The sequence below is a fragment of the Halomonas sp. I5-271120 genome (assembly GCF_030553075.1).
Classification (GTDB): Bacteria; Pseudomonadota; Gammaproteobacteria; order Pseudomonadales; family Halomonadaceae; genus Onishia; species Onishia taeanensis_A.
Window position 1 is genome coordinate 3,254,517 of sequence record NZ_CP130701.1, and the last position, 22,912, is coordinate 3,277,428.

The following is a 22,912-nucleotide window of genomic DNA, read 5'->3' on the forward strand; positions in this document are numbered from 1 at the left end:
ATGGCGAACATCAATTTACTGCAGGCCATCAATCAGGCGCTGGATATCGCCATGGCCGCCGATGAGCGAGTGCTGTGCTTCGGCGAAGACGTCGGCGGCTTCGGTGGCGTCTTCCGTGCCACCAGCCACCTGCAGGAAAAATACGGCAAGGCACGCTGCTTCAACACGCCGCTGGTCGAGCAGGGCATCATCGGCTTCGCCAATGGCCTGGCCGCTCAGGGCTCAACGCCGGTGGCGGAGATCCAATTTGCCGACTACATCTTTCCGGCCTTCGACCAGATCGTTAACGAGTCGGCCAAGTTCCGCTACCGGTCTGGCAATCTGTTCAATGTCGGCGGCCTGACCATTCGCGCGCCCTACGGTGGCGGCATCGCCGGCGGGCTCTATCACTCCCAGTCGCCTGAGGCGTATTTCGCGCATACGCCGGGCCTCAAGGTCGTGGTGCCCCGCAACCCGCACCAGGCCAAGGGGTTGTTGCTGGCGTCCATCCGTGACCCCAACCCGGTGCTGTTCTTCGAGCCCAAGCGGCTCTATCGCGCCTCGACCGGTGAGGTGCCGGAAAGCGATTACCAGTTGCCCCTAGGTGAGGCCGAGGTGATCAAGGAAGGCAGCGATATCACCCTGCTGGCCTGGGGCGCCCAGATGGAAGTCATCGAACAGGCCGCTGAACTCGCCGAGAAGGAGGGTATCTCCTGCGAGATCATCGATCTGCGCAGTATTCTGCCCTGGGACGTCGAGACCGTGGCGACCTCGGTCTTAAAGACCGGCCGACTGCTGATCAGTCACGAGGCACCGCTGACCGGCGGCTTCGCCGGCGAGATTGCCGCCACCATCCAGGAGCGCTGTTTTCTGTACCTGGAGTCGCCGATCAGCCGGGTCACCGGCCTGGATACGCCCTTCCCGCTGACGCTGGAGAAGGAATACCTGCCCGATCGCCTCAAGGTCTTCGAGGCGATCAAGGCCAGCATGGCGTACTAGAACCCGGTATCCGGACAGGAGAGCAATGATGAGCGATTTTATGCTGCCCGATATCGGCGAAGGTATCGTGGAGTGCGAGGTGGTCAAGTGGCTGGTCGGCGAGGGCGACGTGATCGAGGAAGACCAGCCCGTCGCCGAGGTGATGACCGACAAGGCGCTGGTGGAGATTCCCGCGCCCTATCATGGCCGGGTCACCCGGCTGTATTACCGAGAGGGTGAAATTGCCAAGGTGCATGCGCCGCTCTTTGCCCTGGTGGGAGATGAGGCCGGCGAGGAAGGACCGTCACCAGAAAAAGAGCACGGTCAGGCACACCAGGAGGCGTCTCAGCCGGCAACTCGAGAGACGGCCACGCGCGCGCCGGAACCAGCGTCTCAGATCGCCGCTGAATCGTTGTCTCGGCAGGCCGTCTCCGCCAGCGGCACCGACTTCGTGCTGCCGGATATCGGCGAGGGCATCGTCGAGTGCGAGGTCGTCGAGTGGCGTATCCAGGAGGGCGACGAAATCGCCGAGGACCAGCCGGTGGTCGACGTGATGACCGACAAGGCATTGGTCGAAATCACCGCACCGGAGGCCGGCCGTGTGACCCGTCTTTACTATCAGCAGGGCGAGCATGCGCGGGTGCACTCGCCGCTGTTTGCCTATCTTCCCGAAGGACTAGATCTCTCCGAAGGGCAAGCGCCCTCTAGTGCCGCCGAGCCCGCGGCGACCAACCCGCAGATGACGCGGCAGGCGGGATCTACTGATGAGGGAGCAGTCGCGTCGCCGAGTGCACCGCAGCAAGGACGTGCCTCAGCCCAGGGCAGTGGTGCTTTCGGGCGGATCCCGGCGAGCCCGGCGGTGCGCCGTCTCGTGCGCGAGCATGCGCTGAGCCTTTCTGCCATTCCCGGCTCGGGCAAGCACGGCCGGGTGCTCAAGGACGACGTGCTGCGCTTCCTCGAACAGGGCGACCACAGCGACGAGCACCGCCAGCCATCGTCGAGCGAGACGCCTGCGCCGACGACGGTCGGTGGCACCTCCGCCGTCGGCGAGATCCGCGTCGAGCCCCTCAAGGGCATTCAGGCGGTGATGGCGCGGCGCATGGTGGCTTCGGCCAGCACCATTCCGCATTTTGCCTACGGCGACGAAATCGACGTCACCGAGCTGCTGGCGCTGCGCGAACGCCTCAAGCCCGAAGCCGAGGCGCTGGGGGTGAGGCTGACCTTGATGCCTTTCTTCATGAAGGCCCTGGCGCTTGCGGTGCAGGAGTTCCCGATCCTCAACAGCCGGCTCAATGATGAGGTCACCGAGATTCACTACCAGAGCGCCTGCAACATCGGCATGGCGGTGGACAGCCGGGTCGGCCTGATGGTGCCCAATGTGAAAGGCGTCGAGCGCAGGAGCCTGCTGGCCATCGCCGGTGAGATCGCGCGCCTGACCCAGGAGGCACGGGAAGGCCGCGTGCAGCAGGCAGATCTCAAGGGTGGCACCATCAGCATTTCCAATATCGGCGCCCTGGGCGGCACCTACGCCACGCCGATCATTAATGCCCCGGAGGTGGCCATCGTGGCGATCGGCAAGACTCAGCAGCTGCCGCGCTTCGATGCCGATGGCCAGGTGGTGAGCCGGGCGATCATGACCGCGACCTGGTCGGGCGATCATCGCGTGATCGACGGCGGCACCATTGCCCGTTTCGTCAATCGCTGGAAGGGCTATCTTGAGTCACCGCAAAGTATGTTGCTGCACCTTGGCTAGGTCACGCTGGTCCAGGATCATGCTGGGATCGCACTGACGGGATGAGATCATGACGGCGACGTCGCTCCAGCAGTTCTACATCCCGGAAGAGCAGTCGATCTACCTGCTCAGCCATGACGATGCTAAGAAGCTCAAGGACTGGGTCGCGCTCTGCCAGACCCAGCTCGAGCAGCTCGGCTACCGTGACATCGCCCTGATCGGCAAGGGCGCCTATGGCTTCGTGTTTGCCGGTCGGGCGCGGCACCCGGCCGGCGAGGTCGAGCACGTCTTCAAGTTCACCCGGGTGACGCTACCTCAGAAGTTGCAGGACCGGCTCGAGGAAGAGGCCTTTATGCTCGAGCAGGTCGAGCATCCGCGGGTGCCCAGGCTGATTGCCTATCAGCGGGTGCGCAACCAGTCGATCCTGGTCATGGAGCGTGCACCGGGGGAGAACCTCGAAGAAGTATCGTTGCGCCACGGCCGGCTGTCGCCGCGGCTGGTGGTACATATTGCCGCGCAACTGGCGGACATCCTGCGGCACTTGCGCCGTGAGTCTGGGCGGCGCAAGCCGCTGGTGCACGGCGATATCAAGCCCTCGAACCTGGTCTTTGATGCCGCTACCGAACGTATCGCCCTGATCGACTGGGGCTCCTCGGTCTTCGCTCAGCTCGACGAGCGCCTGCAGCACGTGGCCACCAACGTCATGGAGCTGATGTCCGATAACCTGCAGCAGACCAACGCCCGCCTGGGCGATGTCTATTTCATTGGCGAAGAGCAGCTGAACGGCGCACTGTCGTCGCCACGTTTCGATGAGCAGGGCGCGGCCGGGACGCTATATGCACTGGCCTCGGGGCAGTCCTGTCGTTTCGGCCATCGGGCGATACCGGCAACGTCGCTTGGCCTGCCCATGGAGTTTGCCCGCATGCTCGACGCCATGCTTTCGCCGGACCCGGCGCTGAGGCTGCGGGCCGGCGATTACTTTCTTGATCATATGCCGCGGCTGGCGCGCACCGTGATGGTCGAGCTCGACGAGCCCCCCGAGGCGTCACTGCTACCCGTCTGGGTGCGTCCGGCCGGGCGCGAGATCGATACCGTGGTCTACAGCTCGCGCAAGGCCTTCCTGCGCGAGGAAGGCGCGCCGGAGCAGATGAGCGAGGTTAACGACGTTCAGCTCGACCGTTACTACAAGAACTTCATGCAGGGCATGGGGGAGACCGAGAAGGCCTTCCTGGCCGCAGTCAGCCGGCTCGGTCGCTATCCCGTGGTCGGCGGCCTGGCGATTCGCTGGGAGACTGACGGTATCTACGTCGATATCTCGCTTAACCTGCATGACCCCTCGCTGAAGGCGGCCTTCGTCAGCGCCGTCAACAACATGATTCACCTGGCAAGGGCCATCTACCGTCGAGGGATCTTCAAGAGCTGCCTGTTCAATGCTCGGGAGACCCTGCACGTCGACCGGCTGGGGCCGGATCAGCCCTTTATTCTCACGCCGGACATGCGCCTGCCCTACGAGGTCAGCGCGGTCCCCGAGCTCGAGGATCACACCCGGGTGCATTCCTATTTCGAGGATGGCCCCGACCCGGAAGAATTCCTGGTGCTGCCCGACGAGATCATCGTCTCTCTCGAGGCTCTCAACGCCATCCACCATACCGGCATGATCATCTTCGAGGCGCTGCCCACCCACTTGAAGATCCACAGCTACTACCGGCTGCTGGATCCGGCACGCGAGTCGGAGTTTCGAAAGCGACTGGATGACATCCTGGCGGCGGTGGGGCTGATCGAGGGGCTTGGCGTCTCGGGCTTTATGAAGATGCCTTACAAGGACACCAAGTTCTTTGCCCACATCGAGCGCATGCCGGAGCGCTACTACCCCAAGAATCCTTATTCCCCCAAGAACCCCTATGCCTCATGAGTCAGTCCGCTGACCACGCATACCGCAGACCTCACTGCCCGCTCAAAGGCCCGCCGATGTTTAAGCCAGGCACCGATTAGACCGCTATTGGCATACCTGCTCGGGCTCCATCCGGGCGTCGCCTCTGGCAAGATAGGGGCCATGGATGTCAGTAACGAATAAGGACGTGGCATGGCCCATCTTTTACGCATCGTGATGATTCACGGCCACCTTGACGGTGTGGTCGAGCTGAATGTCGATGGTCACACCAATATTTGCGGGACCAACGCCTCGGGGAAGACCACCTTGCAGCGCCTGGTGCCGGTGTTTTACGGCGAGCTGCCCAACAAGGTAGTGCCCAAGACACGCATGAAGTTCGATGCCTTCTATCTGCCGCATCGCAACAGCTACCTGGTGTATGAATACCGGCGCGAGGCGGGCAATGTCTGCCAGGCGGTGTTGACGCGCAAGAGCGATGGGGGCGTCGAGTACCGCTTCGTGGGGGCGCCATATCGCCCACAAGACTATCTGGTGGAGAGCGAGGCCGGTGTCGCGGCCCTCGATTACAGTCAGTGGGCCAGCGAGCTGCGCCGCGAGGGGGTGAGCGTATCGGCCAAGCTGGGCGCTACCTCTGAATACCGCTCGGTGATCCAGAATGATTTCACCCAGCTGCATGGCAATAGTCGCGATGGCCTCAAGCTGCGCCAGATAGCCGCTCAGTTCAGCCTGGTGAAGCCCGAACGCCGCATCCGCCACATGGAGAAGCTGATCTCGGCGGTGCATGCCAAAGAGGGCAAGATGGATACCCTCAAGACCATGCTGGCCGCGATCTTCGAAGAGGATGGCGTCGAGCTGCCGGTCACCCGGATTCGCAATACCAAGGCCCGCGACTGGATCGCGCAGATGCGTCAGTCGATGCGCCTGGAGCCCATGCAGCAGTTAGTGGCGCGGCTTGGGGAGGTGGATCGCGACATCGCTGACCTGGAGGCGACGTTATGGCAGCTCAAACCCCAACTGGAGGCTGATCGTCATCGCGCCGAGCGCGGCCTGGCCGATAGCGATGAGCAGCTTGCCGCGCACCAGCGTGACTTCCAGGCCCGTGAGCGTGACTACGGACAGACCCGCGACGCGCTTAACGATCGCCTCAGCGAGCTGAACAGCGAGCTTGAACGTACCCAGCATGAGCTCACCGATCTGCAGCAGCAGTACGAGCGCTACGCCGAGGCGGACATGCCGGCCCTGGAGCGTGATCTGGAAGCCTTGCCCCAGTGGCGTGAGCAGTGCCAACAGCTTCGAGAGCACCTGACCCACATGCAGGAAGCCGTGCAGGCCAGTCAGGCGCAGCTCGATGGACGGCTGCGCGAGCTGGCCGATGTGCTGGCGCGGCAAACAGAGGAAATTCAGGGCCTCGTCGATGCCCTGGGCGATGAGAAAACCGCCAGTCGCGAGCAGCAGTGGGAGGCCGAGCGCAGTATCGAGTCGCGGTATCAGGACGAGCGTGCAGCCCTCGAGGGCAGCTATCAGGCCCGGCTCGAGCAGGGCGTCGAGCGATTGGCCGCACTCAAGGCGCAGCTCGCGTCTACCACCCAGACTGGCGAAGAGGCCCAGGAGGCCGAACTGGCCCAGGCGCGGCTGGACCAGGCGCAGAGCGATCGCAATGCCGCATCTGAGAGCCTGGAAGGCGTGCGCCACGAGCACGAGACCCTAAAGCGCGAACGTGACGCCGCTGAACGTGAGCGCGAAGCGGCCAGGCAGCGGTTGTCTGAGGTTCAGGATCATGGCTATGCGCTGCATCAGCAGCGTGATCCTGCCCAGGGCAGTCTGCGACATTTTCTGCGCTACCACCGGCCCGGCTGGGAGCAGCAGTTGGGCAAGGTGATCGCGCCCGAATTGCTCGAGCGTCGGGATTTGTCGCCGCAGCTTTCTGAGGTGGCACCAGAAGGGGGACAGGGTGACCTGTTCGGTGTGGCCCTCGATCTGGCGGCGATTGACCTGCCTGATTACGCACAGGATGAAGCCAGCCTGATGGCGGCTATCGAGGCGGCCGAGGACGCGCGTCAGCGGTCAGAGGCCGAGCTGCAAGCGGCCGAGAAGCAGCTCAAGTCAGGCCACGACCGCGTGCGGGAGGCCGACGAACGCCTGGGGCAGGCGCGGATTGCGCTCAAGCGAGCCGACGAGGAAGTGAAGTACGCGCTCGAGGCGCGAAGCCAGCAGCAGGAACGCCATGCCCGGCAGCAGAAAGAGCGTCGTCTGGCTGGCGAAGAGGCGCTGGCGGCTCAGGAGGCGACTCAGCAGGCACTGCGTGACGAAAAGCGTGAGCAGCTGAAGGCGATGGCAGAATCTCACCAGGCGCAGCTTTTGGAGCTGAAGGCCGATGGGCAGAGCCGACTGGATAGTCTGGATGAACAGATTCGCCAGCATAAACAGCGGCTCGATGACTTGAAGGATGAACACCGGCGTCAGCGCGAGGAGCTGGAAGCCGCCTATGATCGAGAGCTGCAGGAGCAGGGCGTTGACCCCGTTACGCTGCGAGATACCCGCTCGCGTTTGACAGCGCTCGATGAGCGTATTCGGACCACGGCTCGGCGCCGCGAAGAACTCGACGCCTATACCCGTTTCATGCGCGTTGAATGGGGCGAGCGCAAGCCACAGCTGGTCGACAAGGAAGCGGTGCTGTCGCGTGACCTGCAGGCGGTCAAGCGCGAACTCGAGCAATGCAGGCAGGATTTCCAAGCGGCCAAGTCGGCGCATCAGGATGCGGTCAAGGCACTCAAGACCCAGCGCGACGCGCAGCAGCAGGTGATCGACGCCCTCAAGCCGCTGCTGAGCCAGTTGGCCGGCCTGGGGCTCGGCGCGTCGACTCAGCCGATCAGCGAGGCGCCCGGCGATGTGCATGAACGCATGGAGCGGGCGCGGCAAGCCCTGGCCAGTCGCAGTCATGAACTGGATACCCTGCGCAAGGGCTGCGAGCAGGTGGAAAGCGAGTTGATCAAGGGCGCCACGTCGGGCTTCGTCGAGACCCTCGACGCCGAGCGGGCCAAGCTTGTGGAAGATGACCCCGAGCAGGCTGGCAACCCTCGGCGTCACCTACCGCTATTGCGCGGCATGCTTCAGCTGCTGGAGGATCAGCAGCAGCAGCTGATCCAGGAGGGGCGCAACCTTGGCGATGACCTGGACAAGTTCTTCACCGTCTTTCGCGACCTCAACCGCCGCATCAGTGCCCAGAGTCGTCGCCTCTCCGAAGAGGTCGCCGACGACCTGCGCCTCGAGGGCATCAGCAAGGCCGAAGTGCGTATCCAGTCGACCATCGATGAGCTGGGCTTCTGGGAGCCTCTTAAGCTGTTTGCCGAGCATTTCAGGGCGTGGCGCGGCGACGGCCTGCCCAGCGATGACTATCTCAATGCCCTGGCCGATGTGGTGGACCTGCTGCGCAGCGATCAGCAATACAGCTTCGAGAGCCTGCTGCGCCTCGAGCTTTACTTGAACGAAGGCGGCAACGATCTGGTGATCAAGAACGATCGCCAGCTTCTGGAATCGTCTAGCCACGGTATGGCCTACCTGATCCTGTGCAAGTTCCTGCTTGCTTTCACTCGCTTGCTGCGCGGCCAGGCGGAGATCGCCATCCACTGGCCCATCGACGAGATCGGCACGCTGGCCTATCACAACGTCGAAAAACTTTTCGATGCCTGCGACAGCAACCGCATCCATATCGTCGGCGCCTTTCCCAACCCCGAGTCGGACGTGCTGATGCTGTTCCACAATCGCTATCTGATCGATCGCGACGACAGCCGCCCCAACCGTCGTTGTCTGAAACGCATCGAACCGCGGCTGAGTCGCCTGGCCGAGCGGCTGCAGGCCCGCGCCACCGAGGAGGTCGTAGAATGACTGAACATGGCCCATTGATCGAGCGCTTGCTGGCCGGCGATTTCATCTGTGCGGTGAGCGACGAGAGCGCCTTTCGGCGCCTGCAGGACGAGCAGATCCGCGAGCAGCTCGACACCTACCTGCGCCCGCTCAATCGGCGACTGGCCGCCAACCCGGAGAGCAGCGTCTATTTTCTTGCCTGGCGGCACGTGAACGACGAAGCCCGGGAGCAGCTCTCCCAACAGTTGGGCGAGACGCTTCACAGCCTGTTGCCCCTGCTCGAGTGGCTACGGCTGGTGCAGGAGGCGCTGGGGCGCGATGCCCTGATTGCCCCGGGCGACGTGCTCAAACCGGCCGAATTCAGCGCCAAGTGTGAGGATAACCAGAGCCTTCGCGAGCGGCTGGAACGACTGGCTACCGATAGCTTCTTCGGCTCCCAGAGCGAGCAGCTCGACGCGCAGTTGAAGCAGGTCTTCAAGCGTCTCAAGGAGCATGGCTATCTACTCCAGCCGCATGCCGACCGACAGGTCTACCTGGTAACCGGCAAGGTCGATTACCTGATCGACCTGGTGCGTTTCATTCGCGACGAGGAGAACCTGCCCATCGACGAGGAGGCGCCGGCGACTCAGGAGGCCCTGCTGTGAGTGAGGTTCACGCCCTGGAAAGCCGACTGCTGACCACCGGTACCGAACGGCTGGCGCTGCTTGGCAAGCACGCCGATGCACTGATGCAGGGCTATACCCGCGACGAGGTGCCGCTTGAGGCACTGACCGATGCAGCCTTACGCAAGCTGCTCGCGGCTCGGATTCTGTGGCGGCCCGATGAGCAGAGCGGTGTAAAACTGTCCCCCAAGGTCCGGGATCTGATCGCCGAGATGCTTGCCGACGAGACCCGGCGACACGTCAATGCCGGTGTCGCCGAGACGCTGGAGCTTATCCGCAGCCTGGTGCAGAGCTATCGTGAGGCGCGTAGTCGCGGTGAATACTGGCAGCAGGAGCAGCAGCTCTTGCGCCTGCGTCAGGAGGTGGACGACCTCAACGGTCGCTTCGCCGATGCCATCGACAGCCTCTGGCAGCGCCTCAACAGCGACTTTGGGTTTGTCAGTCGCCTGAACGACAAGATTCGCGAGAACCATCGCGCCCAGAAGCAGATCGAGCGCCTGCTGGACGGCCTGGCGCTGATCGACTTCGACGAGCTGATCGAACTGGTCGGCAGCGATGGCACCCTGCGCAAGTTATTGATCAGCCAATTGCAGCAGCAACTCAGCCAGCACTACACCAGCCTGCGAGAAGTGCAGCGACGCCTGATCGAGCTGATGGCGCGCTTTCGTCAGCAGCAGTCGCGTAGCCGCCTGGTGGCCGGCATGGCAGCTTTCCTGCGCGAGCACCCGGGGTTCGTGCCCGGCAACTATGCCCGTCGTAGCGAGGTCCCGGCCCTGGTTAACCGTGCCACCTCGCTTACTGCGGCGGCGGCGCCCGCGCTGGACCGTCACCGGGATACCGCTGTGCTCAGCGAGCTGGTTCGCCAACTGCCGGCACCGGTGCAACCGCCACAGGCCGTGGAGGCCGCTCAACCCGCCGAGCAGCAGCAGGAATCTCGCGTCGCCGCTCGTCAGCAGGCCCTGAAGCAGGATGTCGAGCGTTTCTACCTGGCGGTGGTCGATGAGGCTGACGCCTCCGGCGTCAGTGCCTTGGGCTATCTACACGCCAGGGATCTGGATTGGCAGGACGAGATTTGGCTGTTCCAGGTGATCGCCGAGTATCAAAGCCTGCCGCGCAGCGAGCAGCGCGCCTTTCGTCTTCATCAGGAAGAGAGCCAGGCCAGCAGCTTCAATCACGTGCGGCTGATCCACGACGTCACGCTGCAGCTGGCGCTTCCCGCATGACGCTCTCTAGCGCCGCCCGTCGTGCCCTCAACGAAGTCGAGCGGCGGCTGCGCGGTCAGCCAACGCTGGAAAAGGCGCGCAGTGCCAAATGGGTCAAGGAAGTTGAGGCGTGGTGTGCTCAGCAGGATATCGATCTGCGCGCACGACAGAACGTGAAAACGCTGCGATTTGATCGTGATCTGCTCTCCAAGATCAATCGCGTGCTGGAGAGTCTTGGGCAGGCGCCACTGGGCGTTAGCCTCAGTGGGCTCACCACGTCTGAACAGGCCTACCTGGGAAGTGAGGAAGCGAAAGGCGTGGGACAACGCCCGCGATTCCGGCGGGTGCTTGTCAACCTGCCGCTCGAGTCCTCTCTGTCTTGGCTTTCCGCCGAGTCTCGCCAATATCGCGACCTGGACTGGCCGTCGATTGACCTGGGGGCCTTCGATGCGCTCATTCAGATAGAGAATCTCGACAGTTTCTATGCCTTTAGCGGCGACACAGAGGCCAACGTCATTCGCTCGACAACTGCTCGTCGCATTTGTCGGCCGCTGGTGGTCTATCGCGGCGACAAGCACTACGGCGGCGGCTTTGCTGCCCTGGCCAGGGCGTGGATGGACACCGGCAAGCCGCATGGCTATCTGGGTGACTTCGATGCCTCCGGCGTGTCGTTTGCGCTGGCGAGCCAGTCAACGCATCTGATCTTGCCACCATTGGAATGGCTTGCCGCCAAAGTGACCGGCGAGCATCTGCCGCCAGAGCAAACGAAGACACAGGCCGTGCTTCGTCAACACCTGAAAAGCCTCCGTCGAGATCATCCGTTGCAGCCTTATCTAGCGCTCATGTTCGGCCAGCAGCGCGGGCTCCGGCAGCAGTGGTTTGGGGCCGATCTCGAGTGGGTGCCGCTGGGCCTTGGGTCGGACTAGACTTTCTGCGTCTGAGCGCTCTGTGTCTCCTATAGCGAGGCCGCTGAGCGAGCCGCCTGGTCATAGAGCCCCGACATGGCACGCAGCAGCCCTGCCATCTGGTGCATGTCTTCGCGGCCGATGCCCAGCGAGGACAGCGACTCGACCAGACAGTCCTCGCGGATCTCGGCATAGCGCTGGCAGGCCGCACGACCCTCATCGGTGGTGCGGAAAAGGGTTTCTTTCCCCTGTTTCTCGCCGGCCACCAGGCCGTGCTTGCCGAGTTTCTTCAGCGCATAGGTGACGGTGTGGGTGTCCTCGACGTTGAGCACCAGGCAGATATCCGCCTGGCGCTTGGCTCGTTCGCGATGGTTGACGCTGTGCAGCACCAGTACATCCAACACCCCGAGTTCCGGGTATCCCGCCGCTGTCATGCAACGCACCATCCAGCGGTTGAAGGCATGCCCCGAAATGATCATGCCAAACTCGAACTCCGACAGCTCCTGTGCGCTGTGGGAGAGGTGTTCCGACGACACGATCGGGCCGCGGCGGGTCGCGGCGGGTGCGACGACGCTGTCCTTGCTCATCAACTGTTCCCCATGGCCTCGGGCAGGTAGGTAACTATCTGTGGAAAGAGAGTGATCAGGATAACACCCAGCAGCATCAGGCCGAAGAAAGGCAGCGCGGCCCTGGCGATATGCAGAATGTTGCGCCCGGTCATGCCCTGCAGCACGAAGAGGTTAAAGCCAACCGGCGGTGTGATCTGTGACATCTCCACCACGATCACCAGGAAGATACCGAACCAGATCAGATCGATGCCGGCGGCCTCGACCATCGGCAGCATGATCGAGGTTGTCAGCACCACCACCGAAATGCCATCGAGGAAGCAGCCCAGCAGGATGAAAAAGACCGTCAGCACGGCCAGCAGCATCAGTGGCGACAGCCCCAGGGTGCCGATCCAGGCGGCCAGGTCGCTTGGCAGGCCGGTGAAGCCCATGGCAGCGGTCAGGAAGGAGGCGCCGGCGAGGATGAAGGCGATCATGGTCGAGGTCTTGACCGCGCCGAGTATCGCCTCGGTGAAGATGCGCCGGCTCATGGCGCCCTGCAGCTTCGCTAGCAACAGCGACAGCACCACGCCGACGGCAGCCGCCTCGGTGGGCGAGGCAATACCGGCATAGATTGAGCCGATCACGCCCACGATCAGCGCGAACAGTGGAATCAGGCGGCGGGATGCCCGCAGCTTGTCCTTGAAGCTCATTCGCGCCTCGGCCGGTGGCACCTTGTCCGGATAGCGCCAGGACCACAGCATCAGGTAGCCGGCGAATAGCGTGATCAGCATCACACCCGGCAGCACACCGGCCATGAACAATCGCGCGATGGACTGGTCGGTGGCTACCGCATAGACGATCAGGATGATCGATGGTGGAATCAGCAGGCCAAGGGTCGCCGAGCCGGCCAGGGTGCCCAGCACCAGGCGCTCATCGTAGCCACGCTTGGTAAGTTCGGGAATCGACATCTTGCCCATGGTGGCGCAGGTGGCAGCCGATGAGCCGGAGACCGCCGCGAACAGGCCGCAGCCGACCACATTGGTATGCAATAGGCGCCCAGGAATGCGTTGGAGCCAGGGCGAGAGGCCGCTGAACATGTCCTCGGCGAGGCGCGAGCGAAACAGGATCTCGCCCATCCAGATGAACATCGGCAGGGCGGTCAGCTCCCAGCTGTAGCTTGCGCTCCAGATATCCGAGGCCATCACGTCGCCGGTGGGAATCGAGCTGAACTGACTGATGGCGATCCAGGCGAGCCCCATCAGGGAAAAGGCCACCCAGACGCCGCTGCCGAGCAGCAGCAGCAGGGCGACCAGCAATACGGTCATCATGACGAGCATGGGAGAACTCCGTGCTTATTCTTGGCCGCTATCGTCGACCTGGAAGGTCGCCGGGCGAGTCAGGGCTATGACCAGGGTATTGACCCAGGCCTCGAGCAGCGCCAGGCAGAACAGCAGCGTGCCGATCAGCATGGCGCTCTGCGGAATCCACAGCGGAATGCGTAAAAGCCCGTAGGAGGTCTCATTGAAGGCGATGCTGTCGGCCAGCAGGCGGTATTCATAGAAGGCCAGATAGCTTGCCAGCAGGAGTGCCAGGCTCAGGCACCATAGCTCGATGAACACCCGGATTTTGGGCGGCAGGTTGCCGATCAGCAGGGTCACGCGGATATGGCCGCCATTGACGAAGGTGTAGGCCAGCCCCAGGAAACTGGCGCCCACCAGCAGGAAGCCGGAGATTTCGGAGAGGCCGGGGATAGTCAGCCCCAGGCTGTCCAGGCCCAACTGTTCTGCGGCCATGTCAGCCAACCGGCCAAGGATCTGGGCGGTGATCAGCGTACAGATCAAACACAGGCAGAGGGCCGCGCCATAGGCACCGAGGTCATACAGCGGGCGGAGTCGGAATTGCATGAGACGTACCTATTGAAGTACCTGTTTGAAGCACTTGCTAGAAGTACTTGTTAGAAGTACCTGTTAAGAAGTACCTCGGCGAGGGAAGGGCAAGGCCCCGGCGACATGGCCGGGACCCTAGCTAATCGCGTGTTGTGCTGGATTTATTCCTTCGCGTCGCGGTAGTTCTGGAGAATCTGCATGCCCTGCGGGCCGGCGCGATCGACCCACTCTTCGGTCATCATGCTGCCGATGTCTTGTAGCGCCTTGGCCAGTTCGGGGCTTGGCTCGCTGACGGTGATGCCGTTCTCCTTGAGGGTTGCCAGGGCATCCTGGGTCTCCTGGCGGCTCATGTCCCAGCCGCGCTGCTCGGCTGTCTTCGCTGCCTCCAGCACGGTCTGCTGAGTCGCCTCATCCAGGCGCGAGAAGGCACGTTCACTGACGATCACCATGTTCTTGGGTAGCCACAGCTGGGCGTGGTTGAAGTGGCTCAGATAGTCCCAGGCCTTGGTGTCGGCGCCGGTGGCCGGCGAGGTCACCATGGCATCGACGCGGCCGGTGCTGAAGGCGGTGGGGATGTCCGGCACCTCGATTTGGGTCGGCACGGCATTGGCCAGGCTCGCCAGGCGCTCGCTTGACGTGTTGTAGGCGCGCATCTTGAGGTTGCGCAGATCCTCGATCTTCTCGATCTTATCCTGGGTGTAGATACCCTGGGGTGGCCAGGGTACGGCGAACAGCAGGCGCAGCCCCTGTTTCTCTAGCTCCTCGCCAATGATCTCGCGAGAGGCCTCCCACAGTGTCCAGGCGTCTTCGTAGTTGGCTGCCAGATAGGGCACCGAGTCGACCTCGAAGACCGGATTCTCGTTGGCCAGACGCGACATGATCAGCTCGCCCGCCGGCACGATGCCGCGACGGACCGAGTTCTTGATCTCGGCATGATCGATCAGCGAGCCGTTGGAGTGCACGGTGATATCGAGCTCGCCGTCGGTGGCTTCGCGTACGTCATCGGCAAATTCGCGAATGTTCACGGTATGGAAAGTGCGATCACCGTAAGGGGTTGGCATGTCCCATTCGGTGGCGGCCTGGGCGCTGGTGGCAAGCGTCAGGCTAGCGGCGGCAACACCGAGGCTGGCGAGACTTGCGCTGGCAAAGGTCTTGGCGGTCATCGAAAAATCCTCATTGTTATTGGCGAGGTTATTGTCGGGGGCATCGGTACATGGCCAAGCATCGCATGGATACGGCGAAACCAATGTACGAGAGGAAGCCTAGGTCGAGATAGTTGCCCGCGTCAACGATGTTTCGACTCTTTGGCAGCGTTTTAACAATAAAATATAGATAAATTATTTTTCTGAATGCGGCGAGAGCGAGAGCGAGAGAGAGGGCGAGGATGTTGCTAAAGGGGGGAAGGCCCCGCCACGCCAGCTTGTGTATCGCGAGAGGCGGGGGGAGCAGAGGTGCATTGGGCGCTGACGCTGGCCCGGTAAGCTGGAGGCAGGGAGTCAGACCAGTCCGCGGGCCTTCATCAGGTCGGTAATGATCGGCACTGGCGTCATGATGTGATCGCGAGTCAGGTCGCCGGCCCGCTTGGCATCGCGGGCGAGTATCGCATCGACGAGGTCGGCATGTTCCTGGCGTTTGGCAGCCAGAGCTCGGTCGGAAAATACCGTCTGGCAGAGCCATAGGTGGCGATAGCGAGCGGCCTGGTCGAATAGGCTTTCTCGGGCCATCAGCAGCTGGCGCGAGCCACAGCCGGCGACCAGGGCGCTGTGGAATGCCTGGTGTCGCCTGTCCCAGACATCGAGCATTTCATCCGGACCATGTACCTCGGCCACCTTGGCCAGCGTGTGGGCCTTGGCCAGTATCTCTGCCTCCCAGGTGTCGTCGCCGCGTTCGATTGAAAGTTGCACCAGCATGGCTTCGAGCTGGGCCCGGGCATCATAGATATCTTCAAGTTCCTCGATCGACATTGGGGCCACGCGATAGCCGCGCTGGCTGATGGCCACCACCATGTGCTCGGATACCAGCTGTGACAGGGCTTCACGCAGGGGGCTGATGCCAAGCGCATATCGCTCCTTCAGGCGGCTCATCAAGAGCTTCTCACCCGGCTGGTAGATCCCACAAATAATGTCCTGCTTGAGCCAGGCATAGGCGCTGATGCCCATGTTCTGACGAGGCCCTTCTTGCCGGGCGCTGCTCTGGCGTGGGGCGTTGTCCTTGGGTGGGGAGTGATCCATTGGCGCTATCCATCGCGAGGTGATGACAATATCTACATGATACCCAATCCGACGGTAACGAGCATATCGTCCCGGGCGCTGTTATTTTTGACGAAATATAAAAACGTCGACATTTTTGTATATTGTGGCTATTATTTGGTTTGTCCATGCATCAAAAGCTCAGGTTAAAAGGCTCGTGCATGCCCTGAGTGGCTTGTGGACCGCTTTTATTATGATGATTTGCTCTGGAGGTTCCGATGACTGTCTTGACCCAGTTCGACGCGACTGCCGTGCCGGCCCCTCAGGCGCTAGAAGGCTTCACCCTCACGCCTTCTGACCAGTCGCCGCGCCTGCTTGAGCTGACGCTGTCTCGCGAGGTGGTCGATGCCTTTGTCAGTGCCGTGGCCGAGTGGCCGGTGCAGGCACTGGAATACAAGTCTTTTCTGCGTTTTCGCATTGCGCGCATTCTCGATGATCTGTGCAGCAACACCCTGCAGCCGTTGCTGATCAACACATTGGCTGATCGCCGAACGGGCGGCCTTTTGGTCACTCCGGAGGGCCTTAACCAGGTCGAGCAGGCCGAGGACATGGTCAAGGTATCCACTGCGGTAGCGCATCTGATGGGGCGTTCCAACTTCGATGCCATGAGCGGTCAGTATTACGCTCGCTTCGTAGTCAAGAACGTGGATGAGTCGGACAGCTACCTGCGGCAGCCGCATCGGGTCATGGAACTGCACAATGACGGTACCTTCGTCGAGCAGGACACGGATTATGTGCTGATGATGAAGCTCGACGAGCAGCACATGGAGGGAGGGAATTCGCTGCTGCTGCATCTCGACGACTGGGAGCACCTGGCGCATTTCTATCATCATCCGCTGGCGCGTCGTGAGATGCGCTGGACGGCGCCACCCAGCAAGCGAGTCGACAAGGACATCTACCATGCGGTATTCGATGTCGACCGCGACGGTCTGCCGGTCATGTCCTACATCGATCAGTTCGTGCAGCCCAAGGACTTCGAGGAAGGCAACTGGCTGGCCGACCTCTCCGATTCGCTTGAGAACAGTGCGCATCGGTTGTCGGTACCCGTGCCGGTTGGTAGCTTTCTGTTAATCAACAACCATTATTGGCTGCATGGCCGTGACCGTTTTACGCCGCATCCTCAACTGCGTCGTGAACTGATGCGCCAGCGGGGGTACTTCACCCATGCCAATACGTTGCGCCAGTCGCGTCAGCGCTAGACTTTGTCTGAACACTATTCGGCGGGCGTCAAAAGCACGACATTCCCAACAGCGAGGAAATGCCGGTGTACGATTTCATCATTCTGGGCGGCGGCATTCTGGGCATGTCCACCGCCATGCAGTTGGCCAAGGCCTATCCTGATTGCCGTCTGTTACTGGTCGAGAAGGAAGCCGGCGCGGCCCAACACCAGACTGGCCACAACAGTGGCGTTATCCATGCCGGTGTCTATTACACGCCGGGCAGCCTGAAGGCGCGCTTCTGTCTCGAAGGCAATCGCGCTACCAAGGATTTTTGCGATGCCCAGGGCATCCGCTATGACGAATGCGGCAAGCTGCTGGTCGCCACCAATGCGCTGGAAATGGAGCGCATGCAGGCGCTGTGGGAGCGCACCGCCGCCAATGGTCTCGAGCGAGAGTGGCTGGATGGCGATGCGCTGCATGAGCGGGAACCCAACATTACCGGTATTGGCGGTATTTTTGTGCCGTCGAGCGGCATCGTCGACTATGGCGCAGTGACGCGGGCAATGGCTGCCGAGTTCGAGCGGTTGGGCGGCGAGATTCGTTATTCCACCGAGGTGAGAGGCATTCAGGAGCGTTCCCGGGAGGTGGTCGTGCAAACCTCCCAGGGAGATATCGCCGGCAAGTTTCTGGTGACCTGCTCGGGGTTGATGGCTGACAGGGTGGTGCGCATGTTGGGCGAGACCCCAGGGTTTACCATCTGCCCCTTCCGTGGCGAATACTATCGTCTGCCCGAGAAGCATAACCACATCGTCAATCACCTGATCTACCCAATCCCCAACCCGGCCATGCCGTTTCTGGGGGTGCACCTGACCCGAATGATCGATGGCAGCGTCACGGTGGGGCCCAACGCGGTGCTGGCGCTCAAGCGCGAGGGGTATCGCAAGAGCGATGTCTCGTTGACTGACATGGCACGGATGTTCACTCACCCCGGCATCCTCAAGGTGCTAAAGGCCAACCTGCGCCCGGGGCTGATCGAAATGAAGAACTCCCTCTATAAGCAGGGCTATCTGGAAGAGGTTCGCAAGTACTGCCCGAGCCTCACGGCGGATGATCTCGAGCCTCACCCGGCCGGTGTGCGGGCGCAGGCGGTATCCCGTGAGGGCAAGCTGATCGACGACTTCCTGTTCGTCGACACGCGGCGCACGGTCAACGTCTGCAACGCGCCTTCGCCGGCGGCCACCTCAGCGCTGCCGATCGGCGAATACATCGTCGATCGGGTCAAGGAACGCCTGGCTGACGTGTGCTGAGCCGAGGTGTGGAGCGGGGCGTTGGCGCTCAGTCCGCGCGCTGACGTAGCTCGCACCAGGCCGCATAGGTACTGAGGAAGACTCGGCCGCTAAGGCTTTCCAGCAGGTCGCTCTGCTTGAGCTTGTCCATCACCGGCCCTTTGACCTCAGCGAGGTGCAGGGTGACCTCGGAATCCTTGAGGCGCTCATTGATGGCATCGAGGCTCTCGAGGGCCGAGGCGTCGATCAGGTTGACCGCCGAGCAAATCAGGACGACATGCTCGACCTCAGGCCGGTTGGCGATCAGGGCGTAGACGGTGTCTTCCAGATAGCGGGCATTGGCGAAGTAGAGGCTCTCATCGATGCGCAGCAGGGCCACATGGCTGTCGCTCTCGACGTCATGACGGGTGATATTGCGGAAATGTTCGGTTCCCGGCACGCGCCCGACCAAGGCACTGTGGGGGCGGCTGGTGCGATACAGGAAAAGGCCGATCGACAGCGCTACCCCGGCGATGATGCCCGCTTCGACGCCTTCGACCAGGGTCAACAGTATGGTGGCTGCCATGGCGGTGAAGTCGCTACGCGAATAGCGCCAGGTCTGGCGGATCATCTTCACGTCGACGAGAGTCAGGATCGATACCGTGATGGTGGCGGCCAGGGTGGCCACCGGCAGGTGGTAGAGCAGCGGCGTCAACGCCACGGTCACCAGGGCAATGCCGATAGCCGCGATGGTGCCGGCAGCAGGGGTCTGAGCGCCGGCATCGAAGTTGATCACGGTGCGAGAGAGCCCACCGGTGACCGGCATGCCCGCTGACACGGCGGCGGCGATATTGGCCGTGCCCAGCCCGATCAGCTCCTGATTGGGCGAAATACGCTGGCGGCGCTTGGCGGCCAGCATCTGGCCCATGGACACCGACTCGACGAATCCGACTACGCTCAGCAGCAGGGCGGGTACCAGCAGTTCGTGCCACAGGGACAGATCGAGGACCGGCAGCGTCAGGGGCGGTAAACCGCGGGGAATGTCGCCGACCACGGCGACGCCCTGGTTGGCGAGATCGAAGCGCCAGGTCACTAGCGTGGTCAATATCACGGCAAACACCGGCCCAGCCTTGGCCAGCAGATCGGCGGCGCCGGCGGGCAGGCCGATCGCGCGCAGGCCCTGGCGGCCGCGGCGGCGCATCAGCACCAGAAAAGCGAGGCTCCCGGATCCGATGGCAAGCGTCGCGGCATGCGTATCGGTCACGCTCGTGATCAGGTTCGGTAACAGCTCGGCGACGGTAAAGCCCGGCGCGGAGATGCCTAGGAGGTTGGCGACCTGGCTGGTTGCGATCAATAACCCCGATGCCGTAAGAAAGCCGGAAATCACCGGGTGGCTGAGGAAATTGGCGAAGAAGCCAAGCTTGAGGGCCCCCATCAGCGTCAGCATCAGACCCGAAAGCAGGGCCAGCACCATGGCCGCCTGCAGATATTCCGCGCTGCCGACTACCGCTACGGGCGCCAGGGCAGCGCCGGTCATCAGGGCAAGAATCGCGACCGGACCCACCGCCAGGGTGCGGCTGGTCCCGAACAGCGTATAGGCCAGTAGCGGCAGTATGCTGGCATAGAGCCCGACCACCGGCGGCAGCCCGGCGATGATGGCATAGGCCAGCGACTGCGGGATGACCATGATGCTCACGATGATGCCGGCCACCAGATCGGCCGCAAACAGGCGGCTCGTGTAATGAGGAAGCCAGGTCAGGATGGGCAGGTAGCGCTTCAGCATGGGGCTCTACTTTTGGCTGGCAGCGGCGGGAGCAGTGCGGGCGCGAGACGACCAGGCCGACCATGAGTATAGCGCAAGGCCCACCCAGATCAGCAGAAAGCTCGCCAGTTGCAGCGGTGCCAGAGGTTCATGGAACACCAGCAGGGCGATGCCAAACTGGATGCTCGGGTTGATGTACATCAGAAAGCCGAGGGTAGCCAGGCGTAGCCGCCGGGCTGCACCGGCAAATGCCAGCAGAGGCAGGGCGGTAATCACCCCGCTGGTGATCAAGAGTGCCGTCTTGGTCGGGGTTTCCAGGAAGTGTCCGCTGCCCTGGACGCCTAGCCAGGCGACGGCGGCCAGGGCCACTGGGAATAGCAACAGCGTCTCGACGAATAGCCCCGACAGGCCATCCAGCGGCACCTGTTTGCGCAGCAGGCCATAGGTGCCAAAGGAAAAGGCCAGCGCCAGGGTGATCCAGGGCAGCTCGCCCAGGCCCACCAGCTGAATAACGATGGCAATGCCGGCGAGGATGACCGCCACACCCTGCAGGCGGTGCATTCGCTCGCGCAGCACCAGCATGCCCAGCGCCACATTGACCAGTGGTGTCAAAAAATAGCCGAGACTTGCCTGCAGTACCTGACGGCTTTCCACGGCATAGATGTAGATGCCCCAGTTTATGGCGATCAACACTGCGCAAGCCAGCACTCGACCGAGGCGTCGGGGCTCTTTTAGAGCGCCGATGACGGGAGACCAGCGCCCCAGCACGCTGACCAGTATCACCAGAAACAGGCATGACCAGAGCACGCGATGGGGCAGAATCTCGAGAGCCGGCACGCCATCGAGGAGTGCAAAGAACAGCGGGAAACAGCCCCACATCACATAGGCGCCCAGGCCCAGCGTGACCCCCTTGGCAGCCTCTGGGTCCCGGGGTGAGGAAGTCGTCGTTTGTCCCATTGCTGCGTCCCTGCCTCGCCTTGGAAAAGCCCTAAGCTAGCATAACGCCTTCATCAGCCCCAGCCGATGTTGATGGAACCGGCCCATTCCGGCCCTGTAATCGGCAGGCGCACGACGACACGAGGCGGCCGAGACCGTTACGATAGGGAGACACAGGCTTGATCAACGGAGGGCATGGCATGAGCGACTTGAGAACCACTCTGGTGCAGTGCGACCTGCGCTGGGAAGATCCCGAGGCCAATTGTGAGATGCTCGAGGAACTGCTCGGCGAGCTGGGCTCGGCCGAGACGGATCTGATCGTGCTACCCGAGATGTTCGCGACCGGCTTCACCATGAACTCCAGGGAAATGGCCGAACCCATGGCCCAGAGCAGAACCGTTGCCTGGCTCAGGCAGCAGGCAAGGTCGCGTGGCTGTGTGGTGACAGGTAGCGTTGCCATCGAAGATGACGGCAGCTGTTACAATCGGCTGATATGGGCGCGGCCTGACGGCAGTATCACCCACTATGACAAGCGTCACCTGTTCCGGATGGCCGGGGAGCATGAACGCTATGGTGCCGGTGATGAGCGAGTGATCGTCGAGCTCAAGGGCTTCCGTCTGCTGCTGTCAGTCTGTTACGACCTGCGCTTCCCGGTGTGGATGCGTCAGCATCCGGACCAAGGCGAGCATTTCGAGTACGACGTGCTGTTGTGCATCGCCAACTGGCCGGCCCCGCGCCGCCAGCCGTGGCGGACCCTGCTGGCAGCCCGAGCGATCGAGAATCTCGCGTTCGTGATCGGCGTCAATCGTGTTGGCGAAGATGCCAAGGGCCTTGCCTATGCTGGCGACTCCATGCTGCTGGACTTCAAGGGCGAGCCGATCGTCGATCGTCCCCGTGATCAGGCCTTCCTCCACACCGTGACTCTCGAGCGACAGCCGCTCGAGGATTTTCGCGACAAGTTTCCCGCCTGGCGGGATGCCGATGATTTTGAGGTTTCTTTTTAATGCGTTTGGACAAGTTTCTCAGCGACACCACCGACCTGACCCGCAGCCTGGCCAAGAAGGCCATGCATCGGGAAGAAGTCATGGTCGATGGTGTTGTCGTCAAGAACCCGGCTACCCAGGTCGGTTCGCACAACAAGGTAAGCTGGCTGGGCCAGACACTGGCGCTGGTTGGGGTGCGCTATGTGATGCTGCACAAGCCCGCCGGCGTCGAGTGCAGTGCCCGTCGCGGCCTTTACCCACTGGCACATGAGCTCATCGAGCTGCCCAAGGCAGAGCGCATGAATACGGTGGGACGCCTGGACGTCGACACCACCGGCCTGGTGCTGATGACTGACGATGGGCAATGGTCGCATCGGATTACTTCGCCTAAGCGGCGCTGCGAGAAGGTCTATGAGGTGACCCTCGCCGAGTCGCTGGAAGGTGAGGAGGCCCAGCGCGCGATCGAGGCATTCCAGGAAGGCGTGCTGCTTAACGGTGAGGAGCAGCCGACCAAGCCGGCTGAGCTGGAGATGCTTGGCTCCCATCAGGCCAGGCTGGTGCTGATCGAAGGCAAGTATCACCAGGTCAAGCGCATGTTCGCCGCCATTGGTCATCATGTGACGGAACTGAACCGTTCTTCGATCGGCCCGATCGAGCTGGATGCAGCGCTGGCTCCCGGTGAGTGGCGCCATCTCAGCGAGGAAGAAATCGCCGCTTTTTAAGGGAATCTACACCGAGCAAGTATACCGTTATCTTACTCGGTATGAAGTCGGTGTAAGAAGCCTTGAGTGAGTAGTCGTGGTTGAGTGGTTCTGGAAAGGTTGTGATTGAGAGCCTGTGCTAGAGAGGCCCCTGGTGGAGAGTTCCTTGATAGAGAGTTCCTTAATAGAGAGGTCCTTAATAGAGAGGT

18 protein-coding genes and 1 pseudogene are annotated in these 22,912 nt (G+C 62.2%); 12 read left to right on the plus strand and 7 right to left on the minus strand.

The features are described 5' to 3' along the window. The 8 genes and pseudogenes from Q2K57_RS14600 (at position 1) to Q2K57_RS14635 (ending at position 11,234) form a co-directional block, all read left to right on the plus strand. Complete coding sequence (locus Q2K57_RS14600; RefSeq protein WP_304525526.1) at positions 1 to 978, plus strand: alpha-ketoacid dehydrogenase subunit beta; 978 nt, start codon at positions 1 to 3, stop codon at positions 976 to 978. Between the two features lie 40 nt (positions 979 to 1,018). Further along, positions 1,019 to 1,168, plus strand: a pseudogene (locus tag Q2K57_RS14605) (biotin/lipoyl-containing protein); the annotation flags it as partial. 201 nt (positions 1,169 to 1,369) lie between these two features. Next, positions 1,370 to 2,710 carry a 2-oxo acid dehydrogenase subunit E2 gene (locus Q2K57_RS14610; protein WP_304526713.1) on the plus strand — a complete coding sequence of 447 codons (1,341 nt, stop codon included), beginning with the start codon at positions 1,370 to 1,372 and terminating at the stop codon, positions 2,708 to 2,710. Between the two features lie 49 nt (positions 2,711 to 2,759). Next, positions 2,760 to 4,601: a protein kinase gene (locus tag Q2K57_RS14615; RefSeq protein WP_304525527.1), complete on the plus strand. Its 1,842-nt coding sequence runs from the start codon at positions 2,760 to 2,762 to the stop codon at positions 4,599 to 4,601. A 171-nt stretch (positions 4,602 to 4,772) separates the two neighbouring features. Beyond that, positions 4,773 to 8,465, plus strand: coding sequence for an ATP-binding protein (locus tag Q2K57_RS14620; protein WP_304525528.1), 3,693 nt, complete (start codon positions 4,773 to 4,775; stop codon positions 8,463 to 8,465). Continuing rightward, complete coding sequence (locus Q2K57_RS14625) at positions 8,462 to 9,088, plus strand: hypothetical protein (RefSeq protein ID WP_304525529.1); 627 nt, start codon at positions 8,462 to 8,464, stop codon at positions 9,086 to 9,088. The genes Q2K57_RS14620 and Q2K57_RS14625 overlap by 4 nt, the downstream gene beginning before the upstream one ends. Further along, on the plus strand, positions 9,085 to 10,329 hold the full coding sequence (locus tag Q2K57_RS14630; RefSeq protein WP_304525530.1) for a hypothetical protein: 1,245 nt from the start codon (positions 9,085 to 9,087) through the stop codon (positions 10,327 to 10,329). Before Q2K57_RS14625 ends, Q2K57_RS14630 begins: the two co-directional genes overlap by 4 nt. Further along, complete coding sequence (locus Q2K57_RS14635) at positions 10,326 to 11,234, plus strand: hypothetical protein (protein ID WP_304525531.1); 909 nt, start codon at positions 10,326 to 10,328, stop codon at positions 11,232 to 11,234. Before Q2K57_RS14630 ends, Q2K57_RS14635 begins: the two co-directional genes overlap by 4 nt. Positions 11,235 to 11,263: 29 nt before the next feature. Here the strand turns inward: Q2K57_RS14635 and Q2K57_RS14640 are convergent, their stop codons facing one another. From Q2K57_RS14640 to csiR, 5 genes are all read right to left on the minus strand, one after another. After that, a complete protein-coding gene (locus tag Q2K57_RS14640) occupies positions 11,264 to 11,800 on the minus strand; it encodes a winged helix DNA-binding protein (RefSeq protein WP_112055834.1) in 537 nt (178 codons plus the stop codon). Continuing rightward, the gene (locus tag Q2K57_RS14645; RefSeq protein WP_112055835.1) at positions 11,800 to 13,098 is read right to left on the minus strand and encodes a TRAP transporter large permease; all 1,299 of its coding nucleotides are present in this window, start codon (positions 13,096 to 13,098) and stop codon (positions 11,800 to 11,802) included. Before Q2K57_RS14645 ends, Q2K57_RS14640 begins: the two co-directional genes overlap by 1 nt. Before the next feature lie 15 nt (positions 13,099 to 13,113). Next, positions 13,114 to 13,665, minus strand: coding sequence for a TRAP transporter small permease (locus Q2K57_RS14650; RefSeq protein ID WP_112055836.1), 552 nt, complete (start codon positions 13,663 to 13,665; stop codon positions 13,114 to 13,116). 143 nt (positions 13,666 to 13,808) lie between these two features. Further along, positions 13,809 to 14,810: a TRAP transporter substrate-binding protein gene (locus Q2K57_RS14655; RefSeq protein WP_304525532.1), complete on the minus strand. Its 1,002-nt coding sequence runs from the start codon at positions 14,808 to 14,810 to the stop codon at positions 13,809 to 13,811. A gap of 333 nt (positions 14,811 to 15,143) precedes the next feature. After that, positions 15,144 to 15,878, minus strand: a complete 735-nt coding sequence (csiR, locus tag Q2K57_RS14660) for a DNA-binding transcriptional regulator CsiR (protein ID WP_304525533.1) — start codon at positions 15,876 to 15,878, stop codon at positions 15,144 to 15,146. 236 nt (positions 15,879 to 16,114) lie between these two features. Here csiR and glaH point away from each other — a divergent pair, with 236 nt between their 5' ends. Both glaH and lhgO read left to right on the plus strand, forming a co-directional pair. Beyond that, complete coding sequence (gene glaH, locus Q2K57_RS14665; RefSeq protein WP_304525534.1) at positions 16,115 to 17,095, plus strand: glutarate dioxygenase GlaH; 981 nt, start codon at positions 16,115 to 16,117, stop codon at positions 17,093 to 17,095. A gap of 65 nt (positions 17,096 to 17,160) precedes the next feature. Next, positions 17,161 to 18,363 carry an L-2-hydroxyglutarate oxidase gene (gene lhgO / locus Q2K57_RS14670; protein WP_304525535.1) on the plus strand — a complete coding sequence of 401 codons (1,203 nt, stop codon included), beginning with the start codon at positions 17,161 to 17,163 and terminating at the stop codon, positions 18,361 to 18,363. Between the two features lie 28 nt (positions 18,364 to 18,391). On the opposite strand, the gene Q2K57_RS14675 is transcribed toward lhgO, so the two are convergent. Together Q2K57_RS14675 and rarD are read right to left on the minus strand one after the other, a co-directional pair. Next, the gene (locus Q2K57_RS14675) at positions 18,392 to 20,104 is read right to left on the minus strand and encodes a SulP family inorganic anion transporter (protein WP_304525536.1); all 1,713 of its coding nucleotides are present in this window, start codon (positions 20,102 to 20,104) and stop codon (positions 18,392 to 18,394) included. A 6-nt stretch (positions 20,105 to 20,110) separates the two neighbouring features. Continuing rightward, a complete protein-coding gene (gene rarD, locus Q2K57_RS14680; protein ID WP_304525537.1) occupies positions 20,111 to 21,040 on the minus strand; it encodes an EamA family transporter RarD in 930 nt (309 codons plus the stop codon). 179 nt (positions 21,041 to 21,219) lie between these two features. Between rarD and Q2K57_RS14685 the strand changes: the two genes are divergently transcribed. Together Q2K57_RS14685 and Q2K57_RS14690 are read left to right on the plus strand one after the other, a co-directional pair. Continuing rightward, the gene (locus Q2K57_RS14685) at positions 21,220 to 22,023 is read left to right on the plus strand and encodes an amidohydrolase (RefSeq protein WP_304525538.1); all 804 of its coding nucleotides are present in this window, start codon (positions 21,220 to 21,222) and stop codon (positions 22,021 to 22,023) included. Next, positions 22,023 to 22,724, plus strand: coding sequence for a pseudouridine synthase (locus Q2K57_RS14690; RefSeq protein WP_304525539.1), 702 nt, complete (start codon positions 22,023 to 22,025; stop codon positions 22,722 to 22,724). The genes Q2K57_RS14685 and Q2K57_RS14690 overlap by 1 nt, the downstream gene beginning before the upstream one ends. Positions 22,725 to 22,912: the final 188 nt, after the last annotated feature.

Bases quoted from the DNA above. Each gene is read 5' to 3' on its own strand.
- Q2K57_RS14690 (WP_304525539.1), top strand. From the start codon at position 22,023: ATGCGTTTGGACAAGTTTCTCAGCGACACCACCGACCTGACCCGCAGC.
- Q2K57_RS14635 (WP_304525531.1), top strand. From the start codon at position 10,326: ATGACGCTCTCTAGCGCCGCCCGTCGTGCCCTCAACGAAGTCGAGCGG.
- Q2K57_RS14615 (WP_304525527.1), top strand. From the start codon at position 2,760: ATGACGGCGACGTCGCTCCAGCAGTTCTACATCCCGGAAGAGCAGTCG.
- Q2K57_RS14600 (WP_304525526.1), top strand. From the start codon at position 1: ATGGCGAACATCAATTTACTGCAGGCCATCAATCAGGCGCTGGATATC.
- Q2K57_RS14675 (WP_304525536.1), bottom strand. From the start codon at position 20,104: ATGCTGAAGCGCTACCTGCCCATCCTGACCTGGCTTCCTCATTACACG.
- Q2K57_RS14645 (WP_112055835.1), bottom strand. From the start codon at position 13,098: ATGCTCGTCATGATGACCGTATTGCTGGTCGCCCTGCTGCTGCTGCTC.
- rarD (WP_304525537.1), bottom strand. From the start codon at position 21,040: ATGGGACAAACGACGACTTCCTCACCCCGGGACCCAGAGGCTGCCAAG.
- Q2K57_RS14625 (WP_304525529.1), top strand. From the start codon at position 8,462: ATGACTGAACATGGCCCATTGATCGAGCGCTTGCTGGCCGGCGATTTC.
- Q2K57_RS14650 (WP_112055836.1), bottom strand. From the start codon at position 13,665: ATGCAATTCCGACTCCGCCCGCTGTATGACCTCGGTGCCTATGGCGCG.
- glaH (WP_304525534.1), top strand. From the start codon at position 16,115: ATGACTGTCTTGACCCAGTTCGACGCGACTGCCGTGCCGGCCCCTCAG.
- Q2K57_RS14685 (WP_304525538.1), top strand. From the start codon at position 21,220: ATGAGCGACTTGAGAACCACTCTGGTGCAGTGCGACCTGCGCTGGGAA.
- Q2K57_RS14655 (WP_304525532.1), bottom strand. From the start codon at position 14,810: ATGACCGCCAAGACCTTTGCCAGCGCAAGTCTCGCCAGCCTCGGTGTT.
- Q2K57_RS14640 (WP_112055834.1), bottom strand. From the start codon at position 11,800: ATGAGCAAGGACAGCGTCGTCGCACCCGCCGCGACCCGCCGCGGCCCG.
- csiR (WP_304525533.1), bottom strand. From the start codon at position 15,878: ATGGATCACTCCCCACCCAAGGACAACGCCCCACGCCAGAGCAGCGCC.
- Q2K57_RS14620 (WP_304525528.1), top strand. From the start codon at position 4,773: ATGGCCCATCTTTTACGCATCGTGATGATTCACGGCCACCTTGACGGT.